Below are 22,249 nucleotides of genomic sequence, written 5' to 3' on the forward strand. Positions count from 1 at the left end.
ATTATTTGCTGATTAATGAATGAATAAGCGTTACAGCCTCATTGATTTGCTGTATGCTCTTTAGATAATTAAGCTGAATATCGGTTGTTGTCTGCAAGGCAAAGAGGTACTCCACATAAGAAATATCTCCGGTACTGTACCCTAACTTTGCCGCATTGATGATTTCATCAGCATTCGGAAGTGCCTGCTCCTTGAAATAGGTAAACTGTGAAACATTCTGTTCATATTGTTTCAGGGCATTTGCCAACTCCGTTTTTAGCTGCTGTTGTTGCCATTGGGCATTCAGTTCCAATGATTGTTTTTGATAATCAAGGGAACGGATTTTCGCTCTGGTCGTAGTAAAGAGTGGAATGGTTATGCCTACATCAACAAAACTGAACCGCTGTCCTCTGCCGTAAAATTGTTCCACGCCGTTTCTACTGTGCATTCCTATCAGCGATATATTATTATAACCGAACGTAAAATCAGGCAGGCTGTTTGCCCGTTCCAACTTCTTGTTCTGTTCAGCGATTTTAGCCTCCTGATACAATAGCTGGATGCTTGGGTGGTTTTCAATAGCTGAACTGTCTATGAAAGAAGTCAAAAGTAATGGTTCATAGTCTGATTTGGGTTCAATGGCAAAATCTTCCTTTGTCTGCATCAGGTTTTTAAGATTCTGATAGGCATTTTGCCTGAAGACCTCATTTTGCTGGAGCAATATATTGATTTCCCCCTTTTTGGTAACAGCCGTACTGACTTCTATCCGCCCTATATCTCCTGTTTTATAACGCAGCTCCGCCACACGGATAAAGTCTGCATAAATACTATCCAAATACTTCAATACCGAAGCATTATGTTCCAGATACGCTAACTGATAATAATATGTTCTTACCTGCTTTCTTAGCTCATTTTCTGTCAGAGCCTTTGACCATTCCTGCCCTTTGACTTGCTCTTTGACAAGGTTTTTCTTTACCCCAAAAAGTGTTGGAAAGGGTATAGTCTGCGAAATTTGGAAACCGTCATTGTACTCAAATCCATCTGTATTCCCATATTGGAAATTTAAATCGGTTTTCGGTAGCTCATATGCTGTCTTACTCAAACTTTGGGTAGATTGAATCTCCAATTTTTTGGAACGGAGCTGAGGGTTATTTTCCATAGCTATTTCGATAGCTCTATCTACGTTTACAGGATTTTGTGCATTACTGGTTTGAGAAAAGCCTAAGAACGTAAACAGTAACAATATAGGTGTTATGGCTTTCATTTTATTATTTTTTGTAGGCTTATGATTTCTCATAAATACGAGGTATAGTAAAGGCAGTACGAATAACGTCAATGCCGTTGCTGACATCAATCCGCCGATAACGACCGTTGCCAACGGTTTTTGTACTTCTGCACCCGCACTTGTACTCAATGCCATCGGTAAGAAACCTAAACTTGCTACCGACGCTGTCATTAATACGGGTCTTAGTCTTGTTTTAGCCCCCTCGATAATTCTCGGGATAATCTCGTTCCAACCCTCTTTTTCCAATCTGTTGAATGTGGAAATCAGTACAATCCCGTTCAGAACAGCAACACCAAACAAAGCGATAAACCCTACACCTGCTGATATGCTGAATGGCATATCCCTCAACAATAGGGCAAACACACCTCCAATGGCACTCATCGGGATAGCTGTATAGACCAAAACGGCTTCCTTGAACGAATGAAACGTGAAGTACAATAAGATAAAAATCAAAAGCAGGGCGATAGGTACTGCAATCAGTAATCTGTCAGTAGCTTTTTGGAGGTTCTCAAACTGACCGCCATAGGTAAAATAATATCCTGTCGGTAGCTTAACCTGTTCAGCCAACTTATCCTGAATTTCTTCTACAACACTTGCTACATCCCGCCCTTGTACATTAAATCCGACATATATCCTTCGTTTTCCTCCTTCACGGCTGATTTGTGCAGGACCTAATTTATAGTCAATGTTGGCAACCTGCGAAAGTGGAACCTGCTCTCCGTTTGGAAGTGGAATAAACAGATTGCTCACATCCTCAATAGAACTGCGGTGTTCTTCATCAAGCCGTACCACCAAATCAAATCTACGCTCATTTTCATAAACCACGCCTGCTGATTTACCTGCAAACGCAGTACTGACAATATCGTTTATCTCCTGTACATTCAAGCCATAGTTGGCTATTCGGGTACGGTCGTATTCGATATTAATCTGTGGAAGACCTGCTATCCGTTCTACCTGCGGAGCGGTTGCACCCTCTACCGTTTGAATAATGGCATTGGCTTTATTGGCATAAATCAACAAACTGTCGAGGTTCTCTCCGAATATTTTCACAGCTACATCTTGCCTGATACCCGTCATCAGTTCATTAAACCTCATCTGTATCGGCTGGTTGGCTTCAAAGAATACACCGGGAATAACTTCGAGTTTCTCCATCATTTCATTGGAAAGTTCGTCATACGATTTCTTTGTTTTCCATTCGTCCTGTGGTTTAAGAATAATCATCAGGTCGGTCGCTTCGGGCGGCATCGGGTCTGTCGGTACTTCGGCAGCCCCCGTTTTTCCTACAACCATTTTTACTTCGTCAAACTCCTTGATTATCTTAGATGCCTGCATAGAGGTTTCCAGACTTTGGCTTAAGGATGTTCCTTGCGGCAAAATACAATGGAAAGCAAAATCGCCCTCGCCCAATGTTGGCAGGAACTCTCCGCCCATCCGTGAAAAAAGGAATATACTAATGGTAAAAAGTCCGACGGCAACCGCAATAATCACATATTTTATCCGAATGGCTTTTTCTAACAAAGGCTTATAAACCCCTTGAAGATAGTCCATCATTTTGTCTGAAAAATTCCTTTTGGTAATCGGTTTTTTAGACAGACACAAGGCACTCATCATCGGGATATAGGTAAAGGACAAAATCAAAGCTCCCAAAATGGCGAAACTTACGGTCTGCGCCATTGGCGTAAACATTTTTCCTTCTATGCCGACCAAAGTAAGGATAGGAATATAAACAATGAGGATAATGATTTCTCCAAATGCTGCACTCGTACGGATTTTTCTTGCAGATTCATACACCTCCTCGTCCATTTCTGCCTGCGTAAGTTTTTGAGTGGATTTCCGTAAGCCCAAATGGTGCATTGTGGCTTCAACAACGATCAGCGAACCGTCCACTATCAATCCGAAATCAATAGCTCCCAAACTCATCAGGTTGGCACTTACGCCAAATAACCTCATCATTCCCAATGCAAAAAGCATTGATAACGGTATAGCTGATGCGACGATTAAACCTGCCCTGAAATTCCCTAAGAAGATAATCAATACAAATATTACGATTAATGCACCTTCAATTAGGTTTTTTTCGACAGTACTTATCGCTCTATCTACCAGGTTCATTCTATCCAAATAAGGTTCTATGACCACATCATCGGGTAGAGATTGTTGGATAACCGGTATTTTTTCTTTGATGTTTTTTACGACCGTAGCAGTGTTTTCTCCCTTGAGCATCATTACAATACCTCCCACAGCATCTACTTCGCCGTTATAGGTCATTGCTCCGTATCGGGTAGCGTGACCAAATTGTACTTTTGCTACATCTTTGATGAATACCGGAACACTTTCCGTATTTTTAACAACAATATTACCTACATCTTCCAGTGAAGTGACTAAACCAATTCCCCGAATGAAGTATGCATTGGGTTTCTTATCAATATAAGCGCCTCCGGTATTTTGGTTGTTGTTTTCGAGTGCAGTAAAAATATCGGAGATACTGACGTCCATCGCTTTGATGCGGTTAGGGTCAACGGATACCTCGTATTGTTTGAGCAGACCGCCGAAACTATTAACTTCTGCAATTCCCGGAGTACCGTAAAGTTGTCTGGCGACAATCCAATCCTGCATTGTCCGTAAATCCATTGCAGAATATTTATCTTCGCTTCCTTGTTTGGGATGGAGAATGTATTGGTACACTTCGCCAAGACCTGTACTGACAGGAGCAAGTTCAGGCGTTCCAACTCCATCAGGTATCTGGTCTTGTGCTTCTTTCAGCTGTTGGCTTACCAACTGTCTTGCAAAATAAATATCGACATTGTCTTGAAACACTACGGTTACAACAGATAGTCCAAACCTCGAAACACTTCTTATTTCTTCTACTTTGGGAAGATTGACGATACTTTGCTCTACAGGAAATGTAACCAGTTGCTCCACCTCCTGTCCTGCTAATGTTGGTGACAGGGTAATAATCTGAACCTGATTGTTTGTAATGTCAGGTTGGGCATCAATGGGGATTTTCGTGGCACTCCATACCCCCCAAATGATGAGTAATAAGGTCATTAATCCTATAATGAACTTATTCTTTATAGAGAATTTTATAATGTTATTTAACACTTTTTGTGATGATTAATGATGGATAAATAATGATAAAATCATAATGATTATGTTTTTAGGGAATATAAATACCCTAAAAACCAAGCTAACGCTGTTAGCATTAAGCTGTAATCATTTAAACATTAAAAATTATGCATTAATCTTTGGCGGTTGCCAAATTTCTCCCAGATAGAGGGATATAAAGATAGATTTATAGTAAACTTTGGCCTTAGACAAGTCAAAGGTCTTCTTAACTAAGTTATATACATTCCATTGAAGCACTATGCCCGACACCATTCCACAACAACCGCATAAACAAAACGGACTGCACATATCAGGTTTTTCCTGATGGTCGTGGCTTGCTTTATGGGCTAATTCTTCTGAATGGTTATGGTTTTGAAAACTCTCCTTTTCATACATATCGGTACAAGGCATTAAAAATACCGCCATCATATAAATTGCCAATATGGAAAAAAAGACTTTCATATTCTTTTGCAAAGTTAGTAAAAAAGTAATGCAATGGCATTGCATTGTTTTGAATAATTACTATTTTATATAATATCCTTTTTCATTCTGAATATTTGTTTTACATACTGTTCAAAACAATAATGGCGACACTCCATACTAAATTTAAGAAGAAGTATCGCCAATATTTTTTAGTCTATACTAAAAATTTCCACTTGTACCTTTATTACTCTTGCTGTATCAAATGCTGTAAGTTCGGGTCATTCTTAATCCGTTCCATTTCACTTTCGACGATATGCAGAATATCTGATTTTATCTGACGGTAATTGCTTTCAATTTCCTGCTTCATTTTATCCTCGCCTTGCTCATCTACAAAGGATAGGATTTGCGGTATCTTTTGATAGGCTTTTGTTTCGGCGGCTACCTTTTCATTATCGACCACGATTTCTGCGTGAAATATCTTTTGTTCGATACGATCGTCAAAATTATCCGATACAGAACCGACAAACATACCCTGCGTTAAGGTTGAAATTTTGGAAGCCGGAATAAGGCTGTCTAATTGTGTAGAAATAGAAGTTGATTTATCATTACGGTTTATCGTCATACTTTGACGTTTCTGTAATACTTTTCCAAAACGTTCCGAAAGGCTTTTTGCCGTTTCTCCTACAACCTGTCCACTGAATACATTACCTACGGTGTTTTGAATAACTTTAGCTTCTTTATCGCCGTAATCACGTATCAACTGCGAAAAGTCCTGAAAGCCCAAGCACACAGCCACCTTATTACTTCTCGCCGTTGCGATAAGATTGTCCAACCCTCTAAAATAAATCGTGGGCAACTCATCTATAATAACCGAACTCTTTAATTGTCCTTTCTTATTGATGAGCTTGACAATTCGGGAGTTGTACAAGCCCAAAGCTGCGGAGTAGATATTTTGACGGTCGGGATTGTTACCCACGCACAAAATCTTCGGCTCGTTCGGGTTGTTGATGTCCAATGAAAAATCATCGCCTGTCATAACCCAATACAACTGCGGTGATATCATTCGTGACAAAGGGATTTTAGCCGATGCAATTTGTCCCTGCAACTGGTCTTGTGCTCCGCCTTGCCAAGCATCCATAAATGGTGAAAGATAGTTTTCCAAATCAGGATACGAAGTTAAAATGGTAAATACATCCGAATACTTTTTATTCAGCAATTCAATGGCGTGTGGAAAGGTGCAATACTTACCATTCTCGTAAATTTTTAAAAACCAGATGATAGCCGCTAAAAGAATAATTGGAGATTCGACAAAGAAATCTCCTTGTTTTTGTATCCAGCTTCTGTTGAGGTTCAACATAATCGTGTAAGCGGCTTCGTAAGCATCGGATATGTCAGTCATAAAATCTGGATTGAGCGGATTGCAACGATGGCTCTTGCGTGGATCGTCAAAGTTGATGACGTAGAACTTTGGTTTTATTTCGTACTTATCCTGATGTTTCAATAAATGATTATAAGCAATAGTAGAAAGGTCGTCAAACTTGAAATCGTAGATATACATCGAAAAACCTTTTTCAATTTGTTGCTTGATATAATTGTTAACGACGGCATACGATTTACCAGAACCCGGAGTCCCCAAAACAATCGTTGCTCTGAAAGGATTTACGATATTGATCCAGCCCTTGTGTTCCTTTTTATTGTACCAAAATTTAGTAGGCAGGTTTACGGAATATTCATTTTCCATCAATTTGGTTTCCTGCATAAAACTTTCGTTCTCCATATTGAAAACATCATCCATCAGGTTGTTTTTCAATAACCTGCTTATCCAAACCCCAGCCATCAGCAAAGCAATATAACCTAGTCCGATAGTCAGTATATAAAAGAATGTGCCAATGATGGGCGACAACTTTAACAGTGGTGTATTCAGAAAGAACAGCAAAAAACCAATTCCCAAAGCCACGTAAATCTTTGACCAGGTCATCTTCTCGTTCTTCACGCCTTTGGTTCCCAAACAGCTTAAAGCCAATAACACGATTGCAAATACTTTGGTATATAAAGTATGCGAAAACAAACCGGCTGTTCGGTCAAAATTCCCTAATATTTTATTGATTACTTCTAGTGTCCAGCCACGTTCCATAAAGAAACCATAACAAAACCAATAAAGATGCATCAGTACTAATAGAATACTAACTGCTCTCATAAAAGCCATTATTTTGGCTAAACCTCTTAAATCGTCTTCTCCTTGCATTATTTTTAATTTTAATGTTCGGGCGTGAATTTAAAGACTATAAAGATTGGCTTTGGAAAAGTGGTAGTGGATGGCGGTGAGTGGCAGGGTTCGGCTGGGTCATAAGAGGTATAGCTTCTATACCCCTTTTATATAGTAATATTTATAGGTAGTAAAATAAAAATACTTTAGTTATATCGACCTTCTTTTGTTTTATACCCGTTAGCAACATTTTTTGTTTTGCTGAATAGGTGGACAAGGAACATTTCCATAACTACAATAAACACAACAGTCGCCTTGCTTTGGTTTAAGAACATGTTTGCACTTTTCACATTCGTAAAAATATTGGCAAGCATCTGTCGGCATTGTTTCTTCTTTCTTGTGTCCGCAGTTGGGGCAAGTGATTATTGATTGCAATTTGATTTCCATTTTAATTTTAATTTTTCGCGGTTACAGAATACCCTGTTGAGTTTATTGCTTTTTCAATTTCAGAAATATTTGTTTTCGAGTTGTCAAACTCTACGATTGTATTTCCATTTTCATAAGAAGCTTTTAGATTGACAATCCCTATCAATTTATTCACTTCGTGATTTATGTGTTCTTCACAACTTGCACAAGTCATTCCGCTAATCGTAAATTCTACTTTTTCAATATTGGATTTGTCCACTATTATGATTTGCTTTTCTGTCTTTGGGTAGAAAACACTTGAATAATATGGAAAAGCAAGCATTACTATTGCAAATGATGTTACAATTCCTAAAAACGTTTTCGACTGAATGAATTTTGGTTTTTCTGCTGTTTCACAATTGCAATCAATTTGCTTTTTAGGCTTTAACTTTTGATACCAAGCAAAACCAAGAACCAAAATTGTCAAACCGATAAAATACGGTCTGAAAGATTCAAGCCAAGAAAAAGTGGAGGCAAGTCCGCTTGTTCCTGCAATGAGAGCCAAAACTGGTGTAACGCAACAAAGTGAAGCTGCAATTGCAGTCAAAAGTCCTGCGCCGATAAGTTTGTTGTTTGTTTTCATATTGCTTCTATGACTTTGTTTTCATCAAGTATTTTAAAAAACGGTTTTAGCAATTTTTCATATTCCTTGGTCAATGAATAAAAAATAGTTTGGGCCTCCCTGTCTGTTTCTACTAGATTACGGTCTTTAAGTTTTCGTAAATGTTGTGAAACTGCCGAGATTGTCATTCCAAGAACGTCGCTTATATCGCAAACACAAAGTCGTTTTTCTTCGTAAAGTAGGAAGAGAATTTTAAGTCTTACGGTATTTCCTGCCAATTCAAGCCCATTCGATAAATAATCAAACGAATCGTTAAGCTCTAAAACCCGGTCTTTACAGCGGTTTATTTGTTCAATGTCTGCTTGTTGACGTATACAAGAATTATTACCCATAGTGCAAATATAGTTAATTCGTTTATTTAAGCAAATGCTAAAATACAATTTAACAAATCGTTTTAAAAGCAGATTTTAATTCCAAAAGATGACTTACTATAGTCTTCTTTTCTTTTTCTTCATCCTATTAGCAAAATCCTGTTCCTCGTAATCTTCCCCCTGTGCTTCAGGTATGAGCAAACCTCCAAAGGCTTCTATCAAACCGTCTTCGTGTTTTTCAGTATTTAAGAAGTCGAACAAATGATGTGGTTCTTCCGCAGGTAAATCCTCCGTATCAGTTGGTTTGGACAATTTTGGTAGGGGTGCAACTGGCTCTTTAATCTCCGCTTTGATATTATTGTTCCAATAATCATTAAAGGTATTGGCAGAAAGTTCTTTTGCCAATCGTGAACCGTTCCAAACGCTTTTAGAGTTGTGGTCAATGAACGACATACCGTAAATTCGTCCGGTATCGTTTCTGCGTATCACTACATTGATACCTTGCTCGCCTAACTGTTTTTTAAAGCTCAATTCGTCAACCGTTGATTGCAGGGCAATGGTAACGGCTGATTTTAAAGTCTGTTTGGTTGCGGTATCTTTCAGGGTTGTTTTGCATTTCGCAAAATGCAATTCCAAAGCCGGAAGCCCTGCGTTCTTTCCGAAAAACGAAGCCTTGAACGGATGTCCTGCTTTTTCGCCTTTCTCATTCAATGGAATGTACAATAAACCCTGCTGTGCCTTTCCGTGTAATTCTCCCTCCACTTTCTCGGTGGTAATATTGAACAGGGAAAGCAAAGCATTGTATTCTCCCAAAGTTTGGTATTGATAATAGTTCGGCAAGTGGCGAATGACCGAAGCAATCTGACTTTTTATATCACTTGCCCGATAATCCACCGGACGAAAAACCTTATCATTGTGATTACGTTCTTTGTCCGTTGCGGGTATCAGACCGTGTTTTCTTTCCAGTTCACGGCATACACTCATAGACCGCATTTTCTCAAAACTATCCGAAATTTTCACGCCCTGTTCGTCCACGCAGACCGATACGATATGGATATGACTACGGTCAATATCGGTATGTTTGAAGACCACAAAAGGCTGTTCGCCGTAACCCATTTCACGCATATATTCTTCCGCCATTTCCCTAAACTTATCATCATCTACATTATCCTTGGGATCAGGATTGAGCGAAATATGCAACGTATGTTTCTCGGTATTGCGGTTGGCGATGAGATAAGGAGCAAAAGATTGGGCTAATTGTGCTACGGAATAATGTCCGCTTGCGGTTTCAATCATCTTATTAGCAAACAAAATTCGCCCATTTTCATTCTCCACTTTAAGCTGATTATATGCCAAGGCTCCGTATAAATTTGCGCTTCTACCAATTTTCGCAATCATTTCTGCTGTTATTTTTTCAGATATTTTACATCAAATTCTTCCGTTATCTGGACAATTTCTTTAAACAAGGCGGTCATTTCAGCCGTATGTTTTTCCAATTTATAGAGATATGCTGCTGCCTTTTTCTCCGAAAAGTTCTTATACAATAGCTTTACGACCTGATTATAATTCACGCCAATAGATCGAAATTGACTGTGAAACGAAGTCAATCGCATATAAAAATCAATTGTTCCTTTGTCTATTTTAACAGATTTTATCGTCTTATCGAAGATGCAAGAGGTTATAAAATGTGCCTTAACCTGCATACCGGACTTTTCAAATAAGTCAAGAAAACGGGCATGCTCTTCCTCATTAAAGGAAATCGTGTACCGGATTTTAGCGGGATCGTTTTTTAGAGGACGCCCGCCCTTTTTTAACTGCTTTCTGCTGTTTTCATTCATCACTAATCCATTTTTAATTCATACAAAACGCCGACTTCGGAGGACGTTTTCTGCCCCCGGCAGGGCAAGTTGTTTTGAGCATCGGAAATCTTTTCGAGATGCTCAAAACACAACTTGCCGTGTTCCGGTGAACACAAAAATCCGCCCTCCGGGACGGATTGGATTTAACAGGGAAAAACGGCTTGATGCCGTAGCTGTTAAAGTCCATTTTGTCAATTTGATTTTGCATAAATCCGTTAATAAAAATCTACTTACAAAGTAAAGCGCTCTTTACGAAAGGATTGCACTACAACAGAGTGCCAAACACTGCCTTTGAACGCCAAATACTGCCATACATCATTTACCGGATAAATCAATCGCTTTATTTGCATCAAAGTTTTAGGGCAGGTTGTAAAAAATGTAATGAGGATAAAAAATAAATTGGGTTTTAGTACAGAAATTTTGGAATAAAAGCATAGGGTTTTAAAAACATAAAACTGTAAAAGCATAAAAGCGGTAAAGCAATTTACAAGTTGTAAGGTTTTCCAGTTGCTAAAAATGATTACCCACCAAGCGGTAATAAAAGCAAATAACAATCAAGAAAATTTCCAAAAGGGGAATACAGGCATATAGGAAATAGGTACTATTTAAATAAACCAATATTCAAACCTGCCAAACAAATAAAATGTGTAACAATAAATCTTTAAATAATGGAAACAAAAAAGAAAACTTTAAAAATTAGTTTTTCAACGCCTAAAGGCGGTGTTGGAAAATCTACTATGACCGCATTACTTTCAAGTGTATTGCATTATCGTTTAGGTTTTAATGTCCTTGTAATGGATTGTGATTTCCCACAACACAGCTTAGCCAATATGAGGGAAAGGGATTTGAAAACTATTATGCAGAATGATTACCACAAAAGAGCTGCAATGAAGTTGTATCAAAGTATCAATAAAAAAGCATATCCGATTATCAGTTGTAAACCGGAGGATGCCTTGTCAAAGGCTTTAGAATACGTAAATCAATCTGCAATAGAGCCTGATATAACTTTTTTTGATCTTCCCGGAACAGCTAATACAAAAGGTGTGCTCACGACCTTAAGAACAATGGATTTTATTTTTTCTCCAATTAGTGCTGACCGTCTAGTTATGGAAAGTACACTGAGCTTTACTAAAGCATTCCTTGGCTTGCCCGAAACGGAGGAGAGTAATGAAGATCAGAAAATGTGGATGTTTTGGAATCAGGTAGATGGTCGAGAGAAAACAGGAATATACGAGGCTTATCAAAGCGTTATTAACGAACTCGATTTATCTGTGATGAATTCTCGGATAATGGATAGTAAACGTTTCAGAAAAGAGACGGACGATACACCGAACAGTGTATTTCGGTCAAGTCTGTTACCTGCCGAACCTCAACTAATGAAAGTAACGAGACTGGATTTATTTATTGAAGAATTTTTAAAAATTGTTAATCTCTAAAATAGTTAAGTATGTCAACAGATAAGAGAAGAAAAGATTTTGATAAGCCCGATGTTGATGAAGAATTAATCATGAATATCATGAGTGGTAATCAATCTGTTACTATACCCGAAGTTATTCAACAACAGAAAATACAGAAGGAAACAAAATCAAAAGCCCGCAATAGCTCCCTAAAGAAGGTGGATTATGAGGAGACATTTCTGGTCAATCGTTTTCCTTCAGGTCGAAACGGAAAGGTCGTTTACATTCGTCCAGAATATCACGAAAGGTTGTTACGTATAGTACAATTAACAAGAGAAGAAAAGACTACACTCTATTCTTATATCGACAACATTCTTGAACACCATTTTAGAGAGTACGGGGACGATATTACAGATTATTTCAACGAACGTTTTAAACCAATTTTATAGTTATGGAAATTGTAATAGTAATATGCCTGCTGATCGTCATTGTCCTGCTTTTGCAGGATAAGATTATCATTAAGAAAAGGTCAAAACAAAAACCTCCGCAAAAGAAAGTCAATCCGGATCTGCCCGATATTATGGGACAGCCCAAACCCGTAGAACGCCTTTCAGTGCCAAACACTGCCAATGAACGCCAGATTGAGGAACCAGAGGTAAATCCCGATAATTTAGACATTGAATACGACGAAAATGAAAACAGGAGTATTCAGATTCCGCAGGAAGAGCTGGATGAAGTTTTTAGCAATCAACCTGATTTTGAAGAAGAGGAAGAAGAATGGAACAGGTACGGAATATCTGGTGGCGATAATGGTTTTGCCCAAGGGGTTACCTTTGAAGAACTAAGCTCCGTGGGGATGTTGCTTCAGCAAGAAAAACTGGAGTCATCTCAAAAGGAAACAGCGATAGCAATCGTTCAGAAAATACAGGGAACCGAATTATTTAGTCTGCTGGAAAATTCTATAGCGGGTGCATCCAGTAAAATTGCCAAGCTATTGGATAGCTCACTCTCATCTGAAACGGAAATCAGTTCTTCCACTTTGCGGAACAATGATTTAGATGATTTTGATATTGGGGAGTTTGTCTGAAACGGAATTATTTTAATTGAGCCTGAAAAACTAAATTTCAGGCTCAACTTATTTTTACATTTACTTTGCCAACTTCAATATTCTGTAAGCCCCTCTTGCTACAATTACAAATACAATAGCTCCAATAATCAAATCTGGATAACTTGAATTGAGCCAATTAACTAAAAGACCAGCAACAATAACTCCCGAATTGATAATGACATCATTTGATGTGAATATCATCGAAGCCTGCATATGCGCTTCTTTACTTTTGTTCTTTTGTAAAAGATAAAGGCAAAATACGTTTGCAATCAATGCTAAAACTGAAACGACAATCATTGTCTTGAAATCGGGCATAGCTTCAATTCCCATAAAACGTCTGATTACTTCAACGAAACCTATAATAGCCAGTAAGACTTGGAAGTATCCTGCAAATCTGGCGATGTTGTTTTTTAAAGCGATTGTTCCACCCACGGCGATTAATGCCAATGCGTAAACGACACTGTCGGCAAGCATATCCAAACTATCGGCTACCAACCCCATTGAGCCTGAAAAAACACCGAATAACATTTCCAATCCAAAGAACAGGAAGTTGATAATCAATACGATCCAAAGTAATTTCCGTTGCTTGTTGCTTGTATCTGTTTCAACAACGAAATTACTTTTTTCGGTTGAAACCAATGTCGTATTTAGATTCAGTGTTCCCAGAGCCAAAAAAATTGGCTCTGGGTTTCCATCGTGATAAACGTCTAATTTTCTATTGGCTATATCGAATTCCAATCCTTTTACCGTATCAAAGTCTTGCAGTTTCATACGGATTAATTGCTCCTCGCTTGGGCAATCCATTTTAGTTATATTGAATATGGTTTTTTCCATTTATTTTAAAGCTTAAATTTTATTCCTCCGTTAATCACAAATCCGTCCAAAGGTGCATAAATGTCTTTAAAAACTGGATTGGTTATTGTTCCTGTATAAATGCTGTCAAAGCGTGTTTGTCGGGTGTCGAGGAAGTTTTCAAAGTTGATGTACAGAGAAAATCTTTCCCAAATCTTTTCAGCCATAAATCCAGTAATAAAGTAATCTTTGCCCGTAGTTCCATTATTCAGTTTTTGGCGACTGAAATAATAGGCTTCCAGACCAATTTTCCATTTGTCTTCTATTTCATACATCAGGATGGAATTAATGCGGTGTTTTGGTGTTAAAGGGCTTTCTACAGTCGTTCCATTTTGGTGTAATCGGGCATCTGTATAGGTATAACCCAAAAACAATTTCAGGTCATCATAACCAATTTTAATATTGGTTTCTGTTCCTTTGGTATGGATGTAGCCAGGAGAATTAACAAACTGATACAGATTTGCCGAGGAGTTTTCAAGTAACAAGGGATTATCCAAATAGGTGTAAAAGAACAATTGATTTATGCTAAATGACCAATCTTCCCCAATGTAGGTGCGGTAATTGATGTCTGCATTTGCTCCATAACTTTTTTCCAATTTATTGGTCTTGTCGTCAATGGGCATTACATTTTGATATTGTAGGCGTTCGCTTTCTTCCGTAAAAATGGTAGGTGTTTTATAGCCAAATCCACCACCAACTCGTGAAGTTAAGCCCTCGGCAATGTGGAATAGAGCCGAAACTCTCGGTAAGAATACCACCCCATAATCCACAACATAATCCGTTCTAAAACCTGTTTCCAATTGAAACCAATCCGTAGCATTAAAAGAATTTTGTACAAAAGCACCGAATGTAGTCTGATTATAATCTCTCAACGGAGATGCCATAATCTGCTTTTCTTTGAAATTATCCGTCCAAATATTAATACCTGTGACCCATTCCGATTTTTCAGTACTGTTGGTGTAGTTGGCTTCGGTAAAACTTGCTGTTTGTGTTCCCTCAAACTGATAGTTTGGAATGGTAGTATTTCGGTTAAAATAACTTACACTATTTTTGACTTGAACAGTACTGTTTTCATTGATGATATGGTCGAAAACAAATTGTGTGGAATAGCGTTGTGTTTTATTTTCCTCAAAATATTGGTTTGTATTATCTCCATTTCCTTTGATGTAAAGCATATCACCTCCCAAACGGCTCTCGATCGTTGTGTTGATACCGAAGTTCAGTTTCGTCTTTTCATTGAAATAAACGAAGAGCTTCGGATTCAGTACATAGCGTTCGAATTGTGGAATAGCGGATAGCCCGTTCTTAGCAGGATCATAAGCTGCGTTACGGTTATGGGAAGCAAATATAGTTGTTCCAATTTTATTAAACCTTTGTCCATAAAAGCCGTTTATATCCAAACCCCTGCCGGATGTTCCATTGAGGTGAAAACCTAAATCTCTCTCATAGGTCGGCGTTTTGGAAATCAGATTGACCAGTCCAGCTATTGCTCCGCCTCCATATAGTGTAGATGTAGAGCCTTTGATGACTTCTACTTGTTTGAGGTCAAGTGGTGGTATCTGTAACAAACCCAATCCACTTGAAGCACCTGAATAAATGGGGAAACCGTCTTTCAGGATTTGTGTATATCTTCCATCAAGTCCCTGAATACGAATACTTGCATTGGCACTGGTAGGCGAAGTGGTTTGTACGTGAATACCTGTGCTTTCCGCTAAAAGCATACGAATATCTCCCGGTTTCATGTTCCCTTTTTCGCCCAGTTCTTCACTTCCAATAAATTCAATACGGGTAGGGATATTTTGTATACTCCTTGTGCTTCTTGTGGATGAAATGACAACTTCCTCTAACTCCTCTGAACTTTCTTTGAGTAAGATTTCAATAGGACTGTTGTCAGCTAATGGAAATTCCAATGTATCTATATAGTCGTTAAAACCGATATAGCTAAAATGTATTTCCTGTATCCCATCAGGAATATTTTCTATTATGATGAGACCGTTTTCGTTTGATGTAGCGGCAAGCGAGGTTCCTTTTATAGATGCTGTCACTCCAATCAAAAGATTTTTGTTTTCACTGTTTCTAATAACAGCATTTAAAGTGTTTTGTGCAAATACACAGAGATTTAGTGTCATAAAAAATGACACAAAGACTATTTTTTTCATTGTTTAAAAAACATTAATGTTTGAAAAATGAGAATTGAGGGTTTGTAGCACCGTAATCTGTTATTGTGCCGAAGACACTAAAAACATTAATTAATCTTAGGGGGTTGCCAAATGGAAGAGAGGAAGTCTGAAACAGCTGACGCTGTTATTACACCTAATTTCTTTTTAGGTTGTTGGACATAATTGGATGTTAAAGCATAAAAGGAAGTAATTACAAATCCAGTACAGGTATTGCATTTAGAAAAAGGCGAGCAACATTCCATACCGCAATCGTCGCTATCTTGTTCTTGACTATTTGTTGTTTGATTCACTAGGTCAAAACATTTATCTTCCATAAAGCTTGGCAAGGTCGATAAGACCAAAACCATTAATGCTAATATGTACGACAAGGATTTCATTTTACGAAGATAGTAAAAACCTCTCTCTTCCTGTCAACACCTCTCTATTTTCTTTAGCAATTCAGCCACCCACAGCCAAACAATTCCTCTCACTGCCACTTTGTTATCACGCCTTGATTTCTAAAACACCTTTGTCCCGAAAGTCCGCAAGGTGCGGGATAACAGTAACAAATTAATGTGTTTCAATTATGAAAAAACAAAGTAAAAAAGTTTTGCTGGCAGCCGTAGCAATGCTGTCAGGAATGGGTGCGTTCGCACAGGGAAACGGGTCGGCAGGTATCAACGAGGCTACCCAAATGGTAACGTCTTATTTCGACCCTGCCACCCAACTCATTTATGCGATTGGGGCGGTTGTCGGCTTAATCGGAGGTGTTAAGGTGTACAACAAATTCAGCTCGGGCGACCCCGACACATCGAAGACGGCGGCTTCGTGGTTCGGTGCGTGTATCTTCCTGATTGTTGCGGCTACTATCCTGCGTTCATTCTTCCTGTAAACCTCTGCCTTATGAACAGTTATAACATTAACAAAGGCATTGGCAGGACAGTGGAATTTAAAGGGCTGAAAGCCCAATACCTGTTCATATTCGCTGGTGGTCTGCTCGGTACGCTCATCTTCGTGATGATATTGTATATGGTTGGCGTAAGTAATTACGTCTGCCTGTTTCTCGGAGCTGGCGGTGCTTCGCTCATTGTATGGCAGACCTTTTCGCTGAACCGAAAGTACAGAGAACACGGACTAATGAAAGTAGGTGCGAGAAAACGACACCCTCGCTACATTATTTGTCGTAAGCCTGTACGCAGGTATTTAAAATTCACTCCTAAACCGAAAGCCGTATGAGAAATGTAGCCAAAACAACCACATTGGAACATAAGTTTCCACTCTTGGCAGTAGAAAACAACTGTATCCTGTCCAAAGATGCGGACATAACCGCCTGTTTTGAAGTACGATTGCCTGAGCTGTTTACGGTAGCATCGGCTGAATACGAAGCTATTCACTCCGCCTGGCATAAGGCGATTAAGACATTACCCGATTTTACAGTCATTCACAAGCAAGATTGGTATATCAAAGAAAGCTACACTCCCGATTTGGCACAGGAAGACCAGAGTTTTCTTTCCAAAAGCTATCAACGGCATTTCAACGAACGACCATTCCTGAACCATTATTGCTACCTGTTCCTGACAAAAACGACCAAGAACAGAATGCGTATGCAAAGCAATTTCAGTTCGCTTTGCAAGGGTACGCTTATTCCAAAGGAAATCAATAAGGAAACGATACATCAATTTATGGAAGCGGTCGCACAGTTTGAACGTATCGTGAATGATAGCGGTTTTGTAAACCTGCGACGTTTGACCGAAGACGACATCATCGGAACAGACGAAAAACAGGGATTGCTGGAACAATACCTTACACTTTCGAGAGAAGCCGGAACACCAATGCAGGACATCGCATTAGGAGCGGAAGAAGTGCGTATCGGCAACAAAAGGCTGTCTTTGCACACCTTGTCCGATACGGACGACCTGCCTGCAACTGTTTCGGCTGATACCCGCTTTGAAAAGCTATCTACCGACCGGAGCGACTGCCGTTTGTCGTTTGCTGCACCCGTAGGGTTGTTATTGAGCTGTAACCACATTTACAATCAGTACCTATTCTTGGATAACAGCGAGGACAACCTGCAAAAGTTTGAGAAATCTGCCCGTAATATGCACTCTTTAGCCCGTTATAGTCGGGCGAACCAAATCAATAAGGAGTGGATTGAGAAGTATCTGAACGAAGCACACAGCTTCGGGCTATCTTCTGTAAGAGCACACTTCAATATTGTGGCTTGGTCGGAAGACCCTGCGGAACTCAAACAGCTAAAGAACGATTGCGGTAGTGCGTTGGCACTAATGGAGTGTAAGCCCCGCCACAACACGACAGACGTTGCCACATTGTATTGGGCTGCAATGCCAGGCAATGCTGGCGATTTTCCGAGTGAGGAAAGTTTCTATACGTTTATAGAACCTGCCTTGTGCTTCTTTGCAGAAGAAACGAATTACCACAATTCGCCCTCTCCGTTCGGTATCAAAATGGCGGACAGGCTTACAGGAAAACCAATCCATTTGGATATTTCCGATTTGCCGATGAAACGTGGGATTATCACGAACAGAAACAAGTTCATACTTGGTCCGTCAGGTTCGGGAAAATCTTTCTTCACTAACCATATGGTACGCCAATATCACGAACAGGGTGCTCACGTTCTACTCGTAGATACGGGTAACAGTTATCAGGGATTATGCGAACTCATCAAAGGAAAAACCAAAGGCGAAGACGGTGTTTACTTCACGTACACCGAAGATAACCCGATTGCGTTCAATCCCTTTTATACCGATGACGGCGTGTTCGACATCGAAAAGCGGGAAAGTATCAAAACTCTGATACTCACTCTTTGGAAACGGGACGATGAACCGCCGACAAGGTCGGAAGAAGTAGCATTGTCCAATGCTGTTTCCGGTTACATCGAACGTATCAAACAAGATGATACTTATCCGTCATTTAACGGCTTCTATGAGTATGTAAAAGGCGACTACCGCAAAGTATTGGAGGAGAAACAAGTCAGGGAAAAAGATTTTGACATTGCCAATTTCCTGAATGTTCTCGAACCCTATTACAAAGGAGGAGAATACGATTATTTGCTCAACTCCGATAAGCAGTTAGACCTTCTTTCCAAACGCTTTATCGTGTTTGAAATTGATGCGATAAAAGACCACAAAATCCTCTTTCCCATAGTCACGATTATCATTATGGAGGTGTTCATTAACAAAATGCGCCGACTGAAAGGTATTCGCAAACTTATCCTGATTGAAGAGGCTTGGAAAGCGATTGCAAAAGAGGGAATGGCAGAATACATCAAGTATTTGTTCAAAACCGTGCGTAAGTTTTTCGGAGAAGCCATTGTCGTAACACAGGAGGTCGATGATATCATCCAGTCGCCCATTGTGAAAGAAAGTATCATCAATAACTCCGACTGTAAAATCCTTTTAGACCAACGCAAGTATATGAACAAGTTTGATGATATACAGGCAATGTTGGGCCTTACCGACAAAGAAAAAGGTCAGGTACTTTCCATCAATATGAACAACGATGCAAGCCGCTTGTACAAAGAGGTTTGGATTGGTTTAGGTGGTACGCACTCGGCAGTCTATGCCACCGAAGTTAGTTTGGAGGAATACCTCGCCTACACCACAGAGGAAACCGAAAAAATGGAAGTGATGCAGCTTGCTGCGGAACTCGATGGTAACGTAGAACTCGCTATTAAGCATATCGCAATGCAACGGCGGGACAATTCAAATCAATAGTCATTAACAATTTAAAAAATCAGAACAATGAAAAAAGTAATGTATCTGGTGTGTACGGCACTGATGCTCGCCGTAGCACCGTCAGCAAAAGCCCAATGGGTTGTAACCGACCCCGCTAATTTGGCTTCAGGGATTATCAACAGTGCGAATGAAATCATACAGACTTCTTCCACCGTGAGTAATGTGATAAAGAACTTCAACGAAGTAAAGAAAGTGTACGACCAGGGCAAGGAGTATTACGACAAGCTGAAAGCTATCAACAACCTTGTAAAAGATGCCCGTAAGGTGCAGCAAACCGTACTCTTGGTGGGCGATGTGTCCGAAATGTACGTGCAGAACTTCGGCAAGATGATGAACGACCCCAATTTTTCGCCACAGGAATTGGTCGCTATTGGCAACGGTTATTCGGCACTGCTCAATGAAAGTACCGAACTGCTGAAAGAACTAAAGCAGATTGTAACCTCTTCAAGCCTTTCGCTGAATGACAAAGAGCGTATGGACATTATTGACCGTGTGTACAAAGAGGTAAAGGATTACCACAGCCTTGTACGCTACTACACCACTAAGAACATTTCTGTGAGCTACCTAAGAGCGAAAAAGAAAAACGATGCCCAAAGAGTGCTTGAACTCTACGGAACTGCTAACCAAAAATACTGGTAAACTATGGAATGGGATAATCTTCACGAACTCCTGCGATCGCTTTATGACGATATGATGCCGCTTGCAGGCGATATGGCGGCAGTAGCTAAGGGTTTGGCGGGATTGGGAGCATTGTTCTATGTAGCATTAAAGGTTTGGCAGGCTTTAAGCCGTGCCGAACCTATTGATATGTTCCCTCTGCTGCGCCCGTTCGCTTTGGGGCTGTGCATTATGTTCTTCCCGACTATCGTACTGGGAACCATCAATGCAGTGTTAAGCCCGGTGGTTGTAGGAACCCACCAAATACTCGAAGACCAGGTGATTGACCTGAACAAGCTGCAACAGCAGAAAGACCAGTTGGAATATGAGGCAATGGTCAGAAATCCTGAAACTGCCTATATGGTATCAGACGAAGAGTTTGATAAGAAACTGGACGAACTGGGTTGGTCGCCGTCCGACATTGGTACAATGGCGGGTATGTATATGGACAGGCAAGCCTACAAGATTGAAAAGGCGATAAAGGACTGGTTTCGCAATCTATTGGAAATACTCTTTCAGGCGGCGGCTTTGGTCATTGATACCATACGAACGTTTTTCCTGATAGTCCTCTCCATACTCGGACCAATAGCCTTTGCTATTTCCGTATGGGACGGCTTTCAGTCCACGCTCACGCAATGGCTCACGAGGTATGTAAGCGTTTACCTGTGGCTTCCCGTTTCGGATTTGTTCAGCTCAATGTTGGCAAGAATACAATCCCTCATTTTAGAAAGGGATATAGCAATGCTTGCCGACCCCACCTACATTCCTGATACGAGCAATACCGTGTACATCATTTTTATGATTATCGGCATCATCGGGTACTTCACTATACCGACAGTAACAGGTTGGGTAATCCAAGCCGGAGGCGCAGGGAACTTTACCCGCAATGTAAACTCCACGGCAATGAAAGCCGGAAATATCGCCGGAGCAGGCGCAGGTTCGACAGTTGGAAACATCGGCGGTAAACTGATGAATAAATAAACAATTAATCATTCTAAAAAATGGAATTTAAAACGCTAAGAAATATCGAAAACAGCTTTAGGCAGATAAGGTTATATGCCATTGTGTTTGCGGTTCTCTGCACCAGTGTGGTAGGATACGCCGTATGGCGTTCCTACCGCTTTGCAGAAGAACAACGCCAAAAAATCTATGTACTGGATAATGGTAAATCCCTGATGCTTGCCTTGTCGCAGGATGCAAGCATCAACCGCCCGGTTGAAGCAAGGGAACACGTCAGACGTTTCCACGAACTGTTCTTTACGCTTGCCCCCGACAAGAATGCTATTGAAAGCAATATGAGCAGGGCATTCAACCTTGCCGATAAAAGTGCTTTTGATTACTACAAAGACTTATCGGAAAAGGGCTATTACAGCAGGATTATTTCGGGGAACGTGCAACAACGCATAGAGGTAGATAGTGTCGTGTGCAACTTCGACAACTACCCGTATGCAGTGCGCACCTATGCCAAACAGTTCATCATCCGGTCAAGCAATGTAACCAGACGTAACCTGATTACTTCCTGCTATCTCGTTAACTCCGTTCGCTCTGACAACAACCCGCAAGGTTTCAATATTGAAAAATTTGCAGTCGTGGAAAACAGGGATATCGAAGTCATCGAACGCTAAAAACAATCTTATGGAAGCATTATCAGATTTAAAAACGTTCGCAAAAATCCTTACAGACAAAGGATATAACGGCTATTTCCATACGCAGGGTGCGTATGCCAGAAAGCTGAAAGACAGTATCAGCGAATACCTCAAAAGCTGCCAAAAAGGTGCAGACAATTTACCTAAACAGGATTTATTTCTGACAGGCTACCTACAATGGTCGGGTGATGACAAGCCCCGTGTAGAATGCAGTATGTGGGTAAAATACCTGAATGGCAAATTTTCGCTTAGCCGTATGGAAATAGCCAAGAAAGACGGCTTCGGGCAGTTGCTTAAAAAATCAGAACTGGCAAACCTGTCCGTCATATCTGCACCCAAATTAACGGAAGCGGTCGCACTGGTCAACGATGAGCCAAAGCAACAGGCGGGTAAAAGTCCTAAGCGTTTCAAGCTGTAACAACAAAT

Annotated in this window: 21 protein-coding genes; 10 read left to right on the top strand and 11 right to left on the bottom strand. The window is 40.0% G+C overall.

All coding sequences use genetic code 11. The features are described 5' to 3' along the window. Position 1: 1 nt before the first annotated feature. The 8 genes from ABD676_RS04710 to mobA all read right to left on the bottom strand — a co-directional run bounded on the left by ABD676_RS04710 (position 2) and on the right by mobA (position 10,228). Positions 2-4,306 carry a CusA/CzcA family heavy metal efflux RND transporter gene (locus ABD676_RS04710; protein ID WP_237235625.1) on the bottom strand — a complete coding sequence of 1,435 codons (4,305 nt, stop codon included), beginning with the start codon at positions 4,304-4,306 and terminating at the stop codon, positions 2-4. A gap of 183 nt (positions 4,307-4,489) precedes the next feature. Further along, complete coding sequence (locus ABD676_RS04715) at positions 4,490-4,825, bottom strand: DUF6660 family protein (RefSeq protein WP_209023052.1); 336 nt, start codon at positions 4,823-4,825, stop codon at positions 4,490-4,492. Positions 4,826-5,030: 205 nt separating this feature from the next. Beyond that, positions 5,031-7,031, bottom strand: coding sequence for a conjugal transfer protein MobC (mobC, locus tag ABD676_RS04720; RefSeq protein WP_425565269.1), 2,001 nt, complete (start codon positions 7,029-7,031; stop codon positions 5,031-5,033). Positions 7,032-7,232: 201 nt separating this feature from the next. Next, positions 7,233-7,439: a GDCCVxC domain-containing (seleno)protein gene (locus tag ABD676_RS04725; protein WP_002993202.1), complete on the bottom strand. Its 207-nt coding sequence runs from the start codon at positions 7,437-7,439 to the stop codon at positions 7,233-7,235. Positions 7,440-7,446: 7 nt separating this feature from the next. Continuing rightward, positions 7,447-8,040: a mercuric transport protein MerTP gene (merTP, locus tag ABD676_RS04730; RefSeq protein WP_002993200.1), complete on the bottom strand. Its 594-nt coding sequence runs from the start codon at positions 8,038-8,040 to the stop codon at positions 7,447-7,449. Next, a complete protein-coding gene (locus ABD676_RS04735) occupies positions 8,037-8,411 on the bottom strand; it encodes an ArsR/SmtB family transcription factor (RefSeq protein ID WP_002993197.1) in 375 nt (124 codons plus the stop codon). Before ABD676_RS04735 ends, merTP begins: the two co-directional genes overlap by 4 nt. A 96-nt stretch (positions 8,412-8,507) precedes the next feature. Continuing rightward, positions 8,508-9,788 (bottom strand): conjugal transfer protein MobB, encoded by a 1,281-nt coding sequence (mobB, locus tag ABD676_RS04740; protein ID WP_313260137.1) that lies wholly within the window; start codon positions 9,786-9,788, stop codon positions 8,508-8,510. 8 nt (positions 9,789-9,796) lie between these two features. Next, complete coding sequence (gene mobA, locus ABD676_RS04745) at positions 9,797-10,228, bottom strand: conjugal transfer protein MobA (RefSeq protein ID WP_002993194.1); 432 nt, start codon at positions 10,226-10,228, stop codon at positions 9,797-9,799. 689 nt (positions 10,229-10,917) lie between these two features. Here mobA and ABD676_RS04750 point away from each other — a divergent pair. From ABD676_RS04750 to ABD676_RS04760, 3 genes are read left to right on the top strand one after another with little or no spacing between them, the layout of a single operon-like run. Next, positions 10,918-11,685 (top strand): ParA family protein, encoded by a 768-nt coding sequence (locus ABD676_RS04750; protein WP_148917754.1) that lies wholly within the window; start codon positions 10,918-10,920, stop codon positions 11,683-11,685. 11 nt (positions 11,686-11,696) lie between these two features. Further along, positions 11,697-12,095: a DUF3408 domain-containing protein gene (locus ABD676_RS04755; RefSeq protein WP_313260139.1), complete on the top strand. Its 399-nt coding sequence runs from the start codon at positions 11,697-11,699 to the stop codon at positions 12,093-12,095. A gap of 2 nt (positions 12,096-12,097) precedes the next feature. Then, entirely contained in the window at positions 12,098-12,733 is a 636-nt protein-coding gene (locus tag ABD676_RS04760; protein ID WP_002993186.1) for a hypothetical protein, read from the top strand. A 60-nt stretch (positions 12,734-12,793) separates the two neighbouring features. On the opposite strand, the gene ABD676_RS04765 is transcribed toward ABD676_RS04760, so the two are convergent. The 3 genes from ABD676_RS04765 to ABD676_RS04775 all read right to left on the bottom strand — a co-directional run bounded on the left by ABD676_RS04765 (position 12,794) and on the right by ABD676_RS04775 (position 16,163). Then, the gene (locus tag ABD676_RS04765; protein WP_091100928.1) at positions 12,794-13,588 is read right to left on the bottom strand and encodes a cation efflux transmembrane domain-containing protein; all 795 of its coding nucleotides are present in this window, start codon (positions 13,586-13,588) and stop codon (positions 12,794-12,796) included. Between the two features lie 5 nt (positions 13,589-13,593). Next, the gene (locus ABD676_RS04770; RefSeq protein ID WP_091100932.1) at positions 13,594-15,765 is read right to left on the bottom strand and encodes a TonB-dependent receptor; all 2,172 of its coding nucleotides are present in this window, start codon (positions 15,763-15,765) and stop codon (positions 13,594-13,596) included. A gap of 86 nt (positions 15,766-15,851) precedes the next feature. Further along, positions 15,852-16,163 carry a hypothetical protein gene (locus ABD676_RS04775; RefSeq protein ID WP_002993183.1) on the bottom strand — a complete coding sequence of 104 codons (312 nt, stop codon included), beginning with the start codon at positions 16,161-16,163 and terminating at the stop codon, positions 15,852-15,854. Between the two features lie 188 nt (positions 16,164-16,351). Here ABD676_RS04775 and ABD676_RS04780 point away from each other — a divergent pair, with 188 nt between their 5' ends. From ABD676_RS04780 to ABD676_RS04810, 7 genes are read left to right on the top strand one after another with little or no spacing between them, the layout of a single operon-like run. Beyond that, complete coding sequence (locus ABD676_RS04780) at positions 16,352-16,657, top strand: DUF4134 domain-containing protein (RefSeq protein ID WP_002993181.1); 306 nt, start codon at positions 16,352-16,354, stop codon at positions 16,655-16,657. Between the two features lie 11 nt (positions 16,658-16,668). Next, a complete protein-coding gene (locus ABD676_RS04785) occupies positions 16,669-17,001 on the top strand; it encodes a DUF4133 domain-containing protein (RefSeq protein WP_313260141.1) in 333 nt (110 codons plus the stop codon). Next, entirely contained in the window at positions 16,998-19,499 is a 2,502-nt protein-coding gene (locus ABD676_RS04790) for a TraG family conjugative transposon ATPase (RefSeq protein ID WP_313260142.1), read from the top strand. Before ABD676_RS04785 ends, ABD676_RS04790 begins: the two co-directional genes overlap by 4 nt. A 27-nt stretch (positions 19,500-19,526) precedes the next feature. After that, a complete protein-coding gene (locus ABD676_RS04795) occupies positions 19,527-20,159 on the top strand; it encodes a DUF4141 domain-containing protein (RefSeq protein ID WP_002993177.1) in 633 nt (210 codons plus the stop codon). A gap of 3 nt (positions 20,160-20,162) precedes the next feature. Then, complete coding sequence (traJ, locus tag ABD676_RS04800) at positions 20,163-21,158, top strand: conjugative transposon protein TraJ (RefSeq protein WP_002993175.1); 996 nt, start codon at positions 20,163-20,165, stop codon at positions 21,156-21,158. A gap of 20 nt (positions 21,159-21,178) precedes the next feature. After that, positions 21,179-21,802: a conjugative transposon protein TraK gene (gene traK, locus ABD676_RS04805; protein ID WP_002993173.1), complete on the top strand. Its 624-nt coding sequence runs from the start codon at positions 21,179-21,181 to the stop codon at positions 21,800-21,802. Between the two features lie 10 nt (positions 21,803-21,812). Continuing rightward, entirely contained in the window at positions 21,813-22,241 is a 429-nt protein-coding gene (locus ABD676_RS04810; protein WP_002993172.1) for a hypothetical protein, read from the top strand. Positions 22,242-22,249 lie beyond the last annotated feature (8 nt).

This window comes from Sphingobacterium kyonggiense (genome assembly GCF_039536825.1).
Lineage (GTDB): Bacteria > Bacteroidota > Bacteroidia > Sphingobacteriales > Sphingobacteriaceae > Sphingobacterium > Sphingobacterium kyonggiense.